The 13,939-nt window shown below is 61.9% G+C and carries 18 protein-coding genes; 7 read left to right on the top strand and 11 right to left on the bottom strand.

Going from position 1 to position 13,939, the window contains the following annotated elements:
- Window positions 1–77 precede the first annotated feature (77 nt).
- Complete coding sequence (locus V5N47_RS02635) at window positions 78–866, bottom strand: enoyl-CoA hydratase-related protein (protein WP_338729296.1); 789 nt, start codon at window positions 864–866, stop codon at window positions 78–80.
- A gap of 334 nt (window positions 867–1,200) precedes the next feature.
- Here V5N47_RS02635 and V5N47_RS02640 point away from each other — a divergent pair, with 334 nt between their 5' ends.
- On the top strand, window positions 1,201–2,568 hold the full coding sequence (locus V5N47_RS02640) for an NAD(P)/FAD-dependent oxidoreductase (RefSeq protein ID WP_338729297.1): 1,368 nt from the start codon (window positions 1,201–1,203) through the stop codon (window positions 2,566–2,568).
- Window positions 2,569–2,819: 251 nt separating this feature from the next.
- Here V5N47_RS02640 and V5N47_RS02645 read toward each other — a convergent pair whose 3' ends face one another.
- Window positions 2,820–4,019, bottom strand: coding sequence for an ABC transporter substrate-binding protein (locus tag V5N47_RS02645; protein ID WP_338729298.1), 1,200 nt, complete (start codon window positions 4,017–4,019; stop codon window positions 2,820–2,822).
- 154 nt (window positions 4,020–4,173) lie between these two features.
- Here V5N47_RS02645 and V5N47_RS02650 point away from each other — a divergent pair, with 154 nt between their 5' ends.
- From V5N47_RS02650 to hisD, 3 genes are all read left to right on the top strand, one after another.
- Window positions 4,174–4,389, top strand: coding sequence for a hypothetical protein (locus tag V5N47_RS02650; RefSeq protein ID WP_338729299.1), 216 nt, complete (start codon window positions 4,174–4,176; stop codon window positions 4,387–4,389).
- Window positions 4,390–4,472: 83 nt separating this feature from the next.
- The gene (locus V5N47_RS02655) at window positions 4,473–5,111 is read left to right on the top strand and encodes a helix-turn-helix domain-containing protein (protein ID WP_338729300.1); all 639 of its coding nucleotides are present in this window, start codon (window positions 4,473–4,475) and stop codon (window positions 5,109–5,111) included.
- A 39-nt stretch (window positions 5,112–5,150) separates the two neighbouring features.
- Window positions 5,151–6,422, top strand: a complete 1,272-nt coding sequence (hisD, locus tag V5N47_RS02660) for a histidinol dehydrogenase (RefSeq protein WP_338729301.1) — start codon at window positions 5,151–5,153, stop codon at window positions 6,420–6,422.
- Here hisD and V5N47_RS02665 read toward each other — a convergent pair.
- Window positions 6,413–6,991, bottom strand: a complete 579-nt coding sequence (locus V5N47_RS02665) for a hypothetical protein (RefSeq protein ID WP_338729302.1) — start codon at window positions 6,989–6,991, stop codon at window positions 6,413–6,415. The genes hisD and V5N47_RS02665 overlap by 10 nt on opposite strands.
- A 102-nt stretch (window positions 6,992–7,093) precedes the next feature.
- Here V5N47_RS02665 and V5N47_RS02670 point away from each other — a divergent pair, with 102 nt between their 5' ends.
- Together V5N47_RS02670 and V5N47_RS02675 are read left to right on the top strand one after the other, a co-directional pair.
- Window positions 7,094–7,558, top strand: coding sequence for an SRPBCC family protein (locus V5N47_RS02670; protein ID WP_338729303.1), 465 nt, complete (start codon window positions 7,094–7,096; stop codon window positions 7,556–7,558).
- 42 nt (window positions 7,559–7,600) lie between these two features.
- A complete protein-coding gene (locus V5N47_RS02675; RefSeq protein WP_338729304.1) occupies window positions 7,601–7,966 on the top strand; it encodes an iron-sulfur cluster assembly accessory protein in 366 nt (121 codons plus the stop codon).
- On the opposite strand, the gene V5N47_RS02680 is transcribed toward V5N47_RS02675, so the two are convergent.
- The 6 genes from V5N47_RS02680 to V5N47_RS02705 form a co-directional block, all read right to left on the bottom strand.
- The gene (locus V5N47_RS02680; RefSeq protein WP_338729305.1) at window positions 7,967–8,167 is read right to left on the bottom strand and encodes a dodecin; all 201 of its coding nucleotides are present in this window, start codon (window positions 8,165–8,167) and stop codon (window positions 7,967–7,969) included. It abuts the gene before it with no gap.
- Between the two features lie 52 nt (window positions 8,168–8,219).
- The gene (locus V5N47_RS02685; RefSeq protein WP_338729306.1) at window positions 8,220–8,981 is read right to left on the bottom strand and encodes a glycosyltransferase; all 762 of its coding nucleotides are present in this window, start codon (window positions 8,979–8,981) and stop codon (window positions 8,220–8,222) included.
- 174 nt (window positions 8,982–9,155) lie between these two features.
- Window positions 9,156–9,821, bottom strand: coding sequence for a hypothetical protein (locus V5N47_RS02690; protein WP_338729307.1), 666 nt, complete (start codon window positions 9,819–9,821; stop codon window positions 9,156–9,158).
- Window positions 9,821–10,426, bottom strand: a complete 606-nt coding sequence (locus V5N47_RS02695; protein ID WP_338729308.1) for a hypothetical protein — start codon at window positions 10,424–10,426, stop codon at window positions 9,821–9,823. The genes V5N47_RS02690 and V5N47_RS02695 overlap by 1 nt, the downstream gene beginning before the upstream one ends.
- A 38-nt stretch (window positions 10,427–10,464) precedes the next feature.
- A complete protein-coding gene (locus V5N47_RS02700; RefSeq protein WP_338729309.1) occupies window positions 10,465–11,409 on the bottom strand; it encodes a metal-dependent hydrolase in 945 nt (314 codons plus the stop codon).
- Window positions 11,410–11,451: 42 nt separating this feature from the next.
- Window positions 11,452–11,991, bottom strand: coding sequence for a mechanosensitive ion channel domain-containing protein (locus tag V5N47_RS02705; protein ID WP_338730333.1), 540 nt, complete (start codon window positions 11,989–11,991; stop codon window positions 11,452–11,454).
- A 99-nt stretch (window positions 11,992–12,090) separates the two neighbouring features.
- Here V5N47_RS02705 and V5N47_RS02710 point away from each other — a divergent pair, with 99 nt between their 5' ends.
- Window positions 12,091–13,269 carry an alanine--glyoxylate aminotransferase family protein gene (locus V5N47_RS02710; RefSeq protein ID WP_338729310.1) on the top strand — a complete coding sequence of 393 codons (1,179 nt, stop codon included), beginning with the start codon at window positions 12,091–12,093 and terminating at the stop codon, window positions 13,267–13,269.
- On the opposite strand, the gene V5N47_RS02715 is transcribed toward V5N47_RS02710, so the two are convergent.
- Together V5N47_RS02715 and V5N47_RS02720 are read right to left on the bottom strand one after the other, a co-directional pair.
- Window positions 13,266–13,583: a hypothetical protein gene (locus V5N47_RS02715; protein WP_338729311.1), complete on the bottom strand. Its 318-nt coding sequence runs from the start codon at window positions 13,581–13,583 to the stop codon at window positions 13,266–13,268. The genes V5N47_RS02710 and V5N47_RS02715 overlap by 4 nt on opposite strands.
- A gap of 76 nt (window positions 13,584–13,659) precedes the next feature.
- Window positions 13,660–13,899, bottom strand: a complete 240-nt coding sequence (locus tag V5N47_RS02720; protein WP_338729312.1) for a DUF5816 domain-containing protein — start codon at window positions 13,897–13,899, stop codon at window positions 13,660–13,662.
- Window positions 13,900–13,939 lie beyond the last annotated feature (40 nt).

The raw sequence follows: 13,939 nt of genomic DNA on the forward strand, positions 1-13,939 counted from the left end.
ACCAGCACGTCGGGTGAACGGGTCAGTGTGACCACCGCGTGTGCATACGCCGTGATTTTCGCCCCCTCGTATTACGATTACCGACCGACGAACTCCGCAGGCGATTTCTCGAAGAAGGCGTCGTGGCCGCGCGCGAAGTCGTCTGAGGTTGCCAGCCCGGAGATGCGCTCCAGTTCGGACGTGAGCTGTTCAGAAAGCGTGTTGTCGAAGCTCTCGTGGAGCAAGGCGCGGGTTTCTGCGTAGGCCGCCGTCGGGCCGCTTGCGAGACCCGCGGCGAGGTCTGCGAGGTGGGCTTCGAAGTCGTCGTCTGCGACTCGTTCCGTTGCAAGGCCGAGCGAGACCGCTTCCTCGCTGCCGACAGGTTCGTCGCGCAGCGTGAGGCGCTGGGCTTCTCTGAGGCCGACGAGTCGCGGGAGGAAGTAGGTCGAACCGCCGTCGCCAGACAGGCCAATGCGCGGGTAGGCGAACTCGAAGCGCGCCGATTCGGCCGCGAGGACGATGTCGCCACAGAGCGCGAGGCCGAGGCCGCCGCCCGCGACCACGCCGTTTACGCCCGTGACGACGGGCATCGGGGCGTTCACGAGCGCAGTGACAATCGCGTGAAGGTCGGTGGCGAGGTGCCGGAGGCGTTTTTCATCACTTTCGTCGCCCGAGAGCGTGCCGAGGTCTGCGCCGGTACAGTACGTGCCCCCGCTTCCCGTGAGGACGAGACAGCGCACGTCGTCGCGAGCGACGGCGTCGTAGGTGGCTTCGCGCAACTCGGCAGCCATCTTGCGGTCGAGTGCGTTGTGCGCGGCCGGTCGGTCTAATCGAATCGTGCAAACTGCATCGTCGTCGGTGACGGTTACGTATTCGAACTCGGACATGGCAAAGAGAGGGCAGGCCAGCCCCAAAACTGTGCCGTCACTCAGTTCGCCCGCTAGCGGTTCGGGCCATCATTTTGGAGGACGGTTCGTGTCGAGGAGTCCAGTCAGGCTCTCCTTCGTTGGGGTAATCCCAAAGACGCGAACGAACTCGAGTGCGACACACCGTGGATATTGGTATCTGAGGGATAATCGGTGAACTGATTGCAAGTAGAACAGTCAATATCTGTGGAATAGTCCGAAGCAGTCCGGGAGAGTCGGTGGTGTGGGGAGGTTTTCGTCACACCTGACGGGGCAAAGGGTCAGGAATTTAACCCCGCCATGCGCGGGTATTGGTATGAAGCGAGTTGACGTTGCGATAGTCGGCGGGGGGCCTGCTGGCTCCTCGGCCGCAAAGGCGGCGGCAGAACGAGGTGCCGACGCCATCGTTTTAGAGAAGGGGGTACCCCGTGCAGACCGCGAGCAACTCGGCCCGGATTCGACCGACGCCGCGGGGATGCTCGACTACTGGATCGACCTGATGGACATGGAGCCCTCTGAGTTCCCTGAAGACGTTATTCTCTCTCGTCTCGACGGCGCACAGTTCATCGGTCCAACCGAGAAGTTCACCCTCCAGAAAACCGGCATCCCGGCGAAGTACGACGGCTTTGGCTTCTGTTTCCACCGCGCTCGATTCGACGACTGGCTGCGCGCCGAAGCCGAAGAAGCCGGTGCCGAATATCGCGTGAAAGCCGCCGTCCGGAACGTCGAAACGACGCTTGCCGGTGGCCCGAAACACACGCTCACGCTACGCGATGGCTCAGAAATCGAAGCCGAGTACCTCGTGCTCGCAGACGGGCCACAACGCCAGGTCACGATGGACACCGTAGACCAGTTCATGCCCGCTGGCCGCTCCGTGGCCGACTATCTCGGCCCGAAAAAGGCAAACCACATCGCGTATCAGGAACACCGCGAGTTCCCCGAGGAGTTAGTCGAGCGCAACCTCATCAAGTTCTGGTGGGGGCTCATCCCCGGTCACACAGCGTATCCATGGGTGTTCCCGAACGACGGGACCGTCCAGCGCGTGGGCCTCACCATGCCGATTGGCATGAATCTTGAAGATGTGCAGTACCCACACGAGTACAAACTGCTGCGCCACGACGACACGCAGATTCCGGCCGGTCGTGTCTACCTCCGACGGCTGCTCGAAATGCTCTACGGCGACGAGTACGACATCGAGGACGACTTCCCGCTCGTCGAAACTCGCGGCAAGAACAAGGGCACGGAAGCCTACCCAATCTCTTCGACACGCCCAATCGATTCCCCCGTGGCCGCGAACATCGCCGTCACCGGCGGCGCGATGGGCGGCACGTCCCACTTCCACGAAGGCGGCGACCACGTCGCCGTCCGCACGGGCAAACTCGCGGGTGCAATGGCCGCCGCAGGAACGCTCAACTCCTACAACACGGCGTGGAAGCGCGCCCTCGGGAGCGAAATCCTGCGGAGCGTTGCGATGGCCGACTACGTCACCGATTTCACACCCCGCGACTGGGACAAGACGTTCGGCACGCTCGATCGCATCTTAGACCGCGGCGGTTACACAACCACACAGGCGCTCTCCTCGGGCGTCGCCGGGATGAAACTGGCCGCAAAGTACCGCAAAATCAAGCTCGGCTATCGGAACCACTCCTACGTGCAGATTCACGAAGACGAGTACACGGCGTAAAAAGGGTTTAAACCGGCGGCCCGCTAACATCCGTTTGCGTGCCATTAGTCCCCGCCCGAGCGTACCTGTTCAGGGTGCAATGACTGTGCGGCGAACCCAGGCACGCGACATACGGAGAATCCGCCATTCGGCGGCGCCTGACACGAGGGTTTCCCGGTTGACGCGGCACGCCGCCTCGGGATGATACCGGCCGTTAGTGTCTCGGGCGACACTGTCTCCATTCGAAACGATTCAGTGAGTGGCTACTGTGTTCAGAACTCGCCTGCGATGATGTCTGCGACGCGCTGGCGGTCGAACAGTTTCGTATCTCCGTCTTCTTCGCCGAACACGTCCGGGTAAAGTTGTTGTGCGCCGCGTTCGGTGAGGAACAGGTTATGAATCGGTCCTTGGAACAGGTAGCCACCGCGGTACACCTGCTCGTTTTGGACGGCGGTGAGTTCGCGTGCCAGTGAGTGCTCCTGCATGAACGCGAGCACCGTGTCGCGGAACTCGGCCGCACTCTTGCGCTCGTGGGCGCGCAGCATGATGACGTCCGGGTCGATTTCGAGCATCGTCTCGTAGTCGATGCGCCCGCGGTCGGTCGTGCTGAGGCCTTGGATACCCGTGCCTGAGAGCGCGTCGCTCACGCCGAGGTCGCGCCACTGTTTCTTGCTCGTGCCCTTGTCGTTCAACCGGTAGGGTGAGAACTCCTCGGGTTCGTTGCTTCCCTCGTACACCAGCAACACGTTCGGCCGGTCGTCTGCGGGTGGCAGTTTGGTCTGGATATTGGCGATGAACGCGTTGTGGAGTTCCGCGAACGCCTCGTAGCGTTCCTGTTCGCCGAACAGCTGGGCCACTTTCTCGAAGGCTTCGTACAGCGTGTAGTAGCGGTAGTCGTGCCAGTCGTCCTCGCGGCGGAAAATGAGATTCCCGAAGAAGGGGCCGACGTTTTCCGTGATTTCGGCCACGTCCTCCTCGCTCCAGTCGAACCAGTTTATCAGCATTTGCGGGTCCATCACGTGGACGTCGTTATCGAGTTCGTAGAAGATCTCCTTCGACATCCCCGCCTCGCCGAGGTCGTTCGCTTCGAGCATGTCGCGGTTTACGCTCACGCCGGGGAGTTCGTCGTACACCTGCGTGTAGTAGCGACCCGACCCGCCGATGCCCGTCATCCCATCGCCTTTGCCGAGGGCGACGCCCATGTCCGCGTAGCCGCCGTCGTAGGCGACCCATTTCTCTGGAACCGACTCGAACGTGAGTTCACCGACTGGCTCCATCGAGGCGGTGTAGCTGCTCGACTCGGTTTCGGTCGTCTGCCCGGCGGTGGCCGTGTCACTCGCCGCCGATGTCGTGGTCTCTGCTGGCGTGTCACCCGTACAACCCGCGAGCAGACCAGCGCCGAGCAGCGCGCCGCCGTAGGTGATGAAGTTTCTCCGCGTCGGTGCATCTCGTGATTCCTCAGTGCCCGTCATGGTTTTAGGCCCACCTAAACCAACATAACTGTGTCGATTTTTAGGCCAACCTAAATTCTTGTAGCAGCGTGCGTGCAGCTGAGCCGTGGCTTGTTTCGACCCAACCCCGGAGCGAAACGTTATCCTCACTTGCCCGTCTTCTCACACCCACTCGATGAACCAACAGCGCTTCGTCACACTCGCGGCGCTCGCCTTTGGCTTGATTCTGGTGAGCTTCATCATTCTCGGCTTCTCGCGGCTCGTCCTCCCGTTCAGAACGGCGCGCGTGCTCGCCGCGCCGACGACGTTTGCGGCCTTTTTACTCGTCCTTTACCTCCTCGTGCGCGGCGTCCTTTCTGCACTCGGCATCGCCAAAATCCGCGAGGAGTGAAGCCTCAAATCGTCGTTGGAACACTCAAAGACCCATTTGAGCTATGCGAAGGGCCTTTTGCTGGGGTGGCGTACAGTGTGGTAATGGCCCGCTTGCTCCCACTGCGGGCGGACCCGGAAATTTCCCCGGGTGACCCGCGATTGGTGGACGTAGACAGCGAGGCGGCAGACGAGGTGTTCGAGGCGCTCGCTTCGCGCACCGCCCGCCGAATTCTCGCCGTCCTCTACGACGATGCCCGCACACCCACAGAAATCCGCGAGGAAGTGGGCACGTCGCTCCAGAACGTCCACTACCACCTCGACAAACTCCAGAACGCCGGGCTCATCACACCCGCGGGCACCGGCTACTCTGAGAAGGGCAAGGAGATGACCGTCTTTGCGCCGACCAACGAGTCGGTCGTGCTGTTCGCGGGCGACGAACGCCAACAGTCACTGCTGCGGGGCGTGCTTACCCGACTCGTCGGCGCAATCGTGTTGCTCGCTGGGGCGACTCTCGGCCTCCAATACGCCCTCGCAAACTGGTTCGTCCAGTCAGGTGGCGCGGAGACGGCGGGAGCCGATGCCGCCACAGACGGCGCGATGGCGGCAGAAGAAGCCGCGAGAACCACCGCCACGGCCGCCGCCCAAACTGGACCCTTCTTAGACCCCGCGCTCGCCTTCTTCCTCGGCGGGTCGTTCATCATCCTGCTCGCCATCTCGTGGTGGGCCTACCAGCAAGCCTGAGTGGAAACCGTTTTTCCCGTCTCGCCCGAAGCCTCGGGCATGGACCCTACACCCGTCGCCGACCTCGGCCCGGACGCGCGTCGCGCCCTGTTCGCGCGCGATGCGGGCATCGACGAGATTCGAAGCGACGTTGCAGACATCGTCTCTCGCGTCCGCGACGAGGGCGACGTTGCCCTGCGCCAGTTCTCAAAAGAGTTTGATGGCGTAGACGTTGGCAACCTCGACATCACCGACCAAGCAGAACGCGCCGCAGAAGCGATTGACGACGACATCCGCGACGCTATCGAGACGGCAGCGGCGAACATCCGTGCATTCCACGAACGCCAACTGCCAGAAGACTGGCGCGTGAGCGACGACGGCCGCGAACTCGGCCGTCGCTTCCGTCCGCTCGAACGCGTCGGCGTCTACGTCCCCGGGGGCGCGGCGGCCTACCCGTCGAGCGCGCTGATGGGCGTCATCCCCGCACGGGTCGCGGGCGTCGACCAAGTCGCCGTCGCCACGCCTCCGGCGAAGAAGGTAAACCCGGTGACGCTCGCTGCCATCCACATCGCTGGGGCGGATGCGGTCTATCAAGTTGGCGGCGCACAGGCCATCGCCGCGTTCGCCTACGGGACGGAAACCCTCCCTCGCGTTGAGAAAATCGCCGGGCCGGGCAACAAGTGGGTCACGGCGGCGAAAGCCGAGGTGCGCGGTGACGTGGAAATCGACATGCTCGCGGGGCCGAGCGAATTGCTCGTCGTCGCAGACGAAACGGCGAATCCGCGATTCGTCGCCGCAGACATGCTCGCCCAAGCAGAACACGACCCGAACGCCGCGGTCGTGACGGTCACCGACAGCGAGGAACTCGCCGCAAACGTAGCAGAAGAACTCGAAAAACAGGCGAGCGAGCGCGAACGCGAGGACATCATCCACGAAGCGCTCGAAAACGACGCGAGCGGCCTCTTCGTCGCCCGCTCGATGTCAGAAGCCATCCTGTTCGCAGAGGAGTACGCCGCAGAGCACCTTTCGATTCAGGCCGACGACGACGAGTCGATTCTCAACCGGATTGCGAGCGCCGGAAGCGTCTTCCTCGGGCCGTACACGCCCGTGGCTGCTGGCGACTACGCCTCGGGGACGAACCACGTCCTGCCGACCAACGGGCAGGCGAAGGTCACGGGCGGCCTCTCAGTGGACACATTCATGCGCTCGACGACTGTTCAGCGCCTCACGTCTGCGGCACTCTCAGACCTCTCACAGACCATCACGACGCTCGCAGAGGCAGAAGGCCTCGAAGCGCACGCAGAGAGCGTCCGGACGCGACTTCAGGACTGAGCGTTCGGGTTGCGCGGGAGTTCGAGTTCGAGAAACCCCTCGCCGGTGGAGGTTTTGAACAGCCGATTTTCATGGGAGAGCGAGAACTGCGTCCGGATACGGACGGGGAGCGCTTCTGGCATCCGGTCTGCCTGCAACCGAAGCTCGATGCCGAGCGAGCCACGTCCGACTGGGCCGACCTCGGGTACGTCGATGATGGTTCGTTCCGCCTGTGCACCGCGCCCGAACGTCATTTCGGGCCAGGGACTCGCCTCGGGGCGGTCGAGCGAGACGACGACGCGCGGGCCATTTGGGGTAGACGGAGCCAATATCTCGTAGCGGAAGGAATCGAGGTGCGTACCCTCGCGGTGCCAGATGTTGAGCCATAGCCCAAAGCGCCCGTTTTCTGGGTCAAAGTGGCGTTCGGTTGCTGACACCGTGGCGGTGCGCTCGCCGTTATCGAAAAAGGTGAGCGCGGCTCCGTCCTCGTTCGGCAACCGCTTCCAGTCGAGGTCGTTCGACCCGAGACAGCCGGCCAGCGGGAGGGCGCTCGCCCCGGCGACGGTGGCGAGCAGGTGGCGGCGGTTCATGATACTATTCTAACTAGAACGGGTAAGTGTTTTCCGTTCACTTACACCCCGTACACAATCGAATTACCCTCAGCAAGCGTCTATATTTGCGGAGAAACACCAATGCAATCATCTGCATCTATCGACATCGCCCAGCCGGTTCAGGACGTGTACGCCTACATCTCGTCCGTTGAGAACATGGCGAACTGGGTGGATGGCGTGAGCAACGTCCAGCACGTTTCCGGCGAGCCCGACGAAGAGGGCGCGACGTACACGAGCGACTACACCTACGGCGGCAGAACGACGGAGATGACCTACGAGATTACCACCGCAGAGCCGCCAAACCGCTTTGCGATGGTCGGGACGGGGCCGTTCCCGTTCGAAGGTGAACTCCTGCTCACTGCGACGCCGTCAGGGACGCGCGTGACGAACACCATCGAGGCGGGTGCAGACGGTCGGTTCACGAAGGCGATGTTCACCGTGTTTCGGCCGGTGATGCGCCGGATGATGGCACGCCAACTCGGGAAGGAACTCGCAATTTTAAAACGCCACCTCGAATCGGCGTCGCCGAGCGAAGTAGCGGCCTGATCCGGCGTCAGCGTTAACACCCTGGAACAAGAATCTACTGTCATGAGCACAGGTACGGCCGAACACGGTGCTGAGACGTTCATCGAGGTGACCGAGCAGGCGGCAGAAAAAGCGCTCTCGCTCATCGAAGGCGAAGGTCTCGAAACCGACGAGGCAGGACTGCGATTGTACGTCCAGCAAGGCGGCTGTGCTGGCCTCTCCTACGGGATGCGCTTTGACAACGACGCCGAAGAAGATGACCGTGTGTTCACCCACCACGGGCTTCGGATTTTCGTCGACCCGGCGAGTATGAACTACATTCAGGGAAGCGTCTTGGACTTCGAAGACGGCCTGCAAGGGGCGGGCTTCCACGTCGAAAATCCGAACGTGGTGAGTGAGTGTGGGTGTGGCGAAAGCTTCCGTACCTGATTACTCTTCGAGCCGGAACGCCACTTCGACCGTCGCCTGATACTGCCGTCCCTCGACTGATGCGATTTCGACGCCAAGTTCTTCGACTTCAATCCACTGGACGTTGTTGAGCGTCGCCTCCGCGCGGTCTACAGCGTCGTCTACTGCCTTATCGAAACTCTCTGTACTGCTGCCGATGAGGGTAATTTTCTTGAAAACCATCCCACCGCGTACAAAGCCCCGCAAGCGGGTTAAATGTATGGGCAGTGTTAACTTAGCTCCCCCGGGACTGTCGCGGTCGAATCCCGCGTGAGCGAACGCGCCCAACGAGCTGCTGGCTCAGGCGGCGAATCCGCCCGGCTTTCACCACTAGCATGGCGACCGTCTCGACCCAACTCAGTCGAAGGACGTCGAACGGGAGACAACCCCTGAGTCGGGTCGAAAGCGGTACGGAGTCAAGTTCCCACCAGTCAGCGTCGGCTTTGCCGTGACGATACGATTTCTCCCAGTACTGGCGCACAGAGGTGGCAAAGTAGTGTTCGACCATCATCTCCGGGACGTAGTAGATTTGGAACTGCTCGCTGATTCTCCTGCCAAGTTCGGTCTCCTCGTGGCCGTGGTGGAAGATTTCGTTGAACCCGCCAACGGCGTCGATGACTTCTCGACGCATGGCCATGTTACAACCCACGATGAGGTCGGTCGGCTTCTCCTCGTCACCTTGGTCGTACCATGGCAGGCGCTTGTGGGTGATTGGGGCGTCGGCTGGCTGGAACACCCGACCGGCGACGACGGGGTGGCGGTCGAGTGCGGCACTCACTGCCGCTAAATAACCCGGGCGGGGAATCGAGTCATCGTCCAGAAAGACGAGTTTGTCCGCCTTCGCTCGCTTGATAGCCTCGTTTCTCGCCCGCGATGCGCCCTTATCTCCCCGGACGACGACCTCGTAATCCGTGAACGCTTGGCGTGAAAGCGCCTGCACGCACGGCACGTCTTCAGGCGAAAGCAACGTTGGAATGATGATACTGAGTTCGACCATGCGCGAGATACTGTCCGTACGAGAGAGACGACGTTCGCGTATTTAGTCCTATGCGAAAATTGATATAACCACACTCAGCAAACGCTGATTTCGGCCAAATGCTCGATAAAATACAGGAATGCGGACAGTCTCAGAAACCAGATAATTGACGACGTTTCGGCAATTCCGTGTATTTCACTCGGACGTCCGCAAATCGAGACGCATGCGAACGGCGTCAACGACGCCCGTGAGGTGGGCGGTTCCCCAGACGGCGACGACGACCGCGCCAATCGTATCGAAGATGAGGTCTAACATCGTGTCCTCTAAGCCGTACTGGGTGAGGACGCCGGGGATGCCGAGCAGGCGCGCCGTCTGGTCTAAGGTGAACTCGATGACTTCCCAGAAGACGCCAAAGGCGAGCACGAACAGCAGGATGTAGACGAACATGAACTTCGGCGGGAGCGAGATGCTGTCTGAGTGTTCGTCTATCGCCCGTGCGGTGGCGTAGCCAACGGCGGCGACGATTGAGGACGAAAGCGCGTGGGTAAGGTGGTCCCACCACCAAACGCTCCGATAGAAACTCCCGATTTCGCTGCCGGGAATCCCGACCGTGCCAAGTGCGTGGAGGAAGACAGCGGCTGTAATCCAGAGTGTGAGTCCGGCGTCCATCGGGATGTTGTAGTCGCGTTCGAGGAGCGGCGGCAGTTGCACGACGAGCAGGGCCACGGCGGTGTTCACCATGATGCCGCCGTTTCGCCGTTCGATTCCGATGAAGAACATCCCGACGAGGAGCACCTGCATGACGTGGGTGAGCTGGCGCTGGCGGTGTGCTGAGATACCGAGGCGTTTTCGCAGATTCATCACCGTACCCCGCCTGCGTCGTCTGGTTTGTGAACCTCGATTGGAGCGCGACGACGGAAGTAGAGGTCGAACACAACGCCCGCGAGGACGCCTGCGGCCGTCGACCAGACGAACTCCCACATGAGCGCTTCTTCGCTCACGAGAAAGCCGGTGCTGAGATACAGGTCAGCAACCCAGCGAGTGACCGCCCACACGCCCGCCGCGGCCATGGTTGCGATGATAACGAACAGGATCGCAAAGCCGTGGGTCATTTCGACGGGCGTGAACACGTGGAGTTCAACGGCGACGATGAGCGCGAGTGCGGCCACTGAGAGGTACGTTGCGAGTTGGCCAGTCACCGGAAGCGTCGCAAACGCCCGGCCAAACATCGGTAAGACCGCGAGCACGAGAACTTCCCACGGCAACATCGCCCGAGGATTGCGGTACGCAAGTGCCGGAACGAGCGCGAGCGCCACCACACCGGTCGCAAACAACGCCCACAGAAGGTCGCCGCCAAGCAGACTTTCGCCGACGACGACGAGCACAAAGCCGACTAACAACCACGAAAGCAGGGCGTTGAGACTTGCATCCTCAACGACACTTCCGAGTTTACCCGTCCGAGCCATGGGAATCTGTAGACAGCGCAGGCGTTAGTAACCTTCCCTTAAATTGCCAAATAGGCGACGCCGTAGCCGACCACAGCGAGGGTAATCGCCGCAAGGCCAGTCACCGTCGCGTCGAGAACGTGGGCTTCGGTGAGCGCCCAGTTCGTTGGCCGCCGTGGACGGACGCCGACCGCACCGAGGGCAAGGACGCTGAACACGAAGTGGTAGGACGTATCGAGCGTTGGCGCGGGCAACAGCACGGCCGCAGCCGCATAGCCACCGCCGAGGGTTGCCCGACGGTTCAAATACGAATTGAGCGACCGACCGTCGAGCGAGAGATACACGAACAGCGCGAGCCAGATGGTTGCGAGTTCGATGAGGAACGCTCCAAGGAGGTGCATCGTCGGGTCGGGATGGAGTGTCACGCGCCCCGCCAACACCGTCACATCAAGCGGATAGAGCAAGCGCGGCGCGCTCCCGGTGAACAGGTCGCCGAAAGGATGGCTCAAGAAGCCAACGAGCGCCGTCGCACAGAGCGCGCGCGGAGAGAGCGATGCCCACCGTCGCATGCCAAGCGTGACAGCGATGGCGGCGACGACGAACGCGAGCATCACGGCCGCCCCGAGCAGTCCGCTCTGAGTGAAGGCGGCAGCGATGAGTCCGGTGAACACGGCGCCTGCGGCGAGAACTGCCCACCATGCTCCGGCGTCGGCGCGCCCCAACAGGAAAACGCCGACGGCCGCGATGACGCCGACGAGCAGCGAATGGGTGACCACGCGGTGGACGAGCGTGCTGGTCGCCCAGAACGCTTCGGTGGCGTCGAGCACGCCAGTTGCACTCGACTGGAGCAGACCGAACACGGCGTAGCTCATATCCACGTCGGGGACGGTGGCGAACGCCCCGGCCGCGATACTGAGCGCCAGCGCGCGCTCTCGGGAGCACCCATATCGCGTGGCGAGGGCGGCCGCGATGGCGAACGCGACCATCGCATGACCGATGAACATTGTGACAAACTGCGACGAGAAGCGATATAAGCTTCTCGGGGGTTACGTCTCGTCGTCTAGCTTCGTCCACTTCTGCTCGATGTCGCCGTTCGCGCGAACGACGGTGTTTCCATCGACCGCAAGGCGCGTTTTCCTGAGTTCGATGGATTTGACGACGCCTTCTATGTCACCGGCTTTCACCCTGTCACCTGGCATGAAATCTGGGTCACGAAGCAGGTAGACACCCGCGACGGCGTCTTTTATCATCCCCGAGAGGGCATACGAGACGCCGAGGGCGAGGAATCCCGTGGCCGTGCCGAGCGACGAGGCGATGACCGTGAGACCCACGATGGAGAGAAACGACAGCGCGACGCCGAACCACAAAAACACGGCGACAACGGTGGCGATGAACTGGCGGTAGACCGGCGAGTCACCGACGATGGTGCGTTTCAACACGGCTTTGACCACGAACATGAGCAGCTGGACGAACACCCCCGCGATGACGAGAAACACGAGGCCGCTGATGAGGTTTGGCAGCGCGGTCGTCAGGTCGGCGACGAACTGGTCGAGGGCTGTCTGCACCAGTGACAGTCCCGATTGCAGGAGAATCATTTGGTGCTACCACGGTCGCCCGGTCATTAACTTCCGGGGGCGACTGCCGTCTTGGACATCCTTTTTTGTGTGCCCTGTGAACGCACTCCTATGAACCGACCAGACGTCACAGAACTTCTGCCCCCTGAACGAACGCTCATGGGTCCCGGCCCGAGCGACGTCCACCCCCGCGTCCTGAAGGCGATGAGCACGCCACTCGTTGGCCACTTAGACCCCTATTTCATCGAAATCATGGACGAGGTGCAGGACTTGCTTCGCTACACCTTCCGCACTGACAACCAGTGGACGATTCCGGTGAGTGGAACCGGCTCTGCGGCGATGGAAGCCGCAATCGGCAACGTCACCGAACCCGGCGACACCGTGCTCGTCCCGACCAACGGCTACTTCGGCAGCCGGATGGCTTCCATGGTTCGCAGAGCAGGCGGCTCTGTCGTCGAAGTCGATGCGCCGTGGGGCGAACCGCTCAACTCCGCAGACGTAGAAACCGCCTTTGCAGAACACCAACCAGACGTATTCGGGTTCGTCCACGCGGAGACGAGCACGGGCGTCCTCCAGCCGGAAGTCTCACAACTCACGGACATCGCCCACAGCCACGATGCGCTCGTCATCGCCGACACCGTCACGAGCCTCGGTGGCGTCGAACTGCGCGTCGATGAGTGGGGCGTGGACGTGGCCTACTCCGGGCCACAGAAGTGCCTCTCGTGTCCGCCGGGGGCGAGCCCGCTCACGCTCAACGACCGCGCGATGGACAAGGTGCTCTCCCGTGAGGAAGACCCCCGCTCGTGGTATCTCGACCTTTCGCTCTTGCAGGGCTACTGGGGCAACGACCGCGCGTACCATCACACCGCGCCCATCACGAACGTCTACGGCCTGCGCGAGGCGCTCCGACTCGTCGCAGAGGAGGGCATCGAAAATCGCTGGGAACGCCATCGGCATGTCGCAGGCGGGCTGAAAACAGGCATCGAAGCGATGGGCCTCGAAATGAACGCCCCAGATGAGTACTGGCTTCCGAGCCTGAACGCGGTACGCGTCCCCGGCGGCGTCGAAGCGGGCACAGTCATCTCGCGGTTGCTCGCAGACTACGACATCGAGATTGCGGGCGGGCTTGGCGACCTCGCGGGCGAAATCTTCCGCATCGGTTGTATGGGTCACTCGGCTCGACCGAAAAACGTGATTGCGCTCCTCGGGGCGCTCGGCAGCGTCCTCGAAGACGCAGATGTGGACGTTGACGTCCCCGCTGGACTCGCCGCCGCGAATTCGGCGCTTTAGGCGAGCGGTGCGGGGCCAACGACGGGGTGGATGACCTCATAGTCGTCGTCGGCCACGCTGATAATCGCCCAGTCATAGTCGGGTTTTTCCGAAAGCAGGCGGCGGCGAAGCGACGACGCCGTTCGTTCCCACGTCACGAAACAGCGCAATGTGCCGGTCGTTGGGAGCGCCCCGTCGCCCGCGGTGGCTGTGACGTTTACTGTCCGCCACTTGCGCTCTGCTGTGAACTCGGTACCTGACCCGGACACGGTGTATCCGAGGCTGGTGAAAATCGACCTCGCCTCCTCGACTGGTGGCATGGTAACAGTCGCCATTCGACAGTGAGTAACACGGCGTGCCTCTTAACTGTTCGGCCCGTCGTGGAAATCGCAAGAAGGAGACGCCGTGTAACTATTCGTGAGCCGCGTCCCACTCGTCAGCTTTGTGGATGTTACCGCAGTCGTTGCATTTGATGCGGCCCATCGAATCCATGGCCGTGTTGAGCGAGTCGCAGTGCGAGCAGTAAAAGCCCCAGCGGTTTTCGCCATCGTCAGTCTCGTAGACGACGAGGAACGGCCCTTTCGACCCGCGCTCTGCCTCAGTCTCGGTTACGTAGAGCGTCTCGCCACTGTCGGTCGCTATCGCATCCATGTATGGTAGTTTCGCTCGCCCCGGATAAAGAAGTACCCAA

This window comes from Haladaptatus sp. DJG-WS-42 (genome assembly GCF_037198285.1).
Lineage (GTDB): Archaea > Halobacteriota > Halobacteria > Halobacteriales > Halococcaceae > QDMS2.